Annotated in this window: 1 protein-coding gene; it reads right to left on the bottom strand. The window is 66.7% G+C overall.

Annotation, left to right across the window (positions count from 1 at the left end; genetic code table 11):
- A partial coding sequence (locus KVS69_RS18615; protein WP_254622285.1) for a TolC family protein occupies positions 1-592 on the bottom strand: 592 nt, incomplete at both ends.

Genomic DNA, 592 nt, shown 5'->3' with positions numbered 1-592 from the left:
TGCGAAAAATCCGGCGCCGTACCACTGGCCAAGATCGCCTCTGGTGCAATACCCAACCACCGCGCCAGGCCGGCCTGCGCCGCGGCGTGCTCCGCATGTACCTGCTCCAGGCGATTGTCCAACTGCAGTAGGGCGGCCTGGGCGGCAAGCACGTCACTGGCCCCGGCCGTGCCACCTGCCAAGCGAGCACGCGCCGCACGCTCGGCTATGCGCGCCGGCTCGCGCAAACCTTCCAACGCATCTACGGCTTGCTGCGTACTCCACAGCTCGATCCAGGCCTGCGCGGCCGCTTGGACCACCATCTGCTGTTCGACCATCGACAGTGAGCGCGCTTGTGCCAGCGTCGCTTGAGCCAGCGCTTGCTCGGCACGTCGTTTCGCACGGGCAGGAAACTCCTGCATCAGCCCGACTTGCTGGGTGGTCATCTCGTCTGCCCGCAGACTGAAGGCATCGGGTCCGCTGACGGGCCAGTTCGCCAGCCCCACGATCAGACGTGGATCGGGCAACGCGCCGGCACGCGTGGCTTCTTCGGTACTTGCATCGATCTGGGATCGGCGCACCTGCAGGGTAGGGGCGGCAGCATGCGCCTGTT

Origin of the sequence: Stenotrophomonas sp. GbtcB23 (genome assembly GCF_019091045.1) — a bacterium.
In the GTDB taxonomy this organism is placed as follows: Bacteria; Pseudomonadota; Gammaproteobacteria; order Xanthomonadales; family Xanthomonadaceae; genus Stenotrophomonas; species Stenotrophomonas rhizophila_A.
This window is presented reverse-complemented; position numbering and strand designations above follow the sequence as displayed.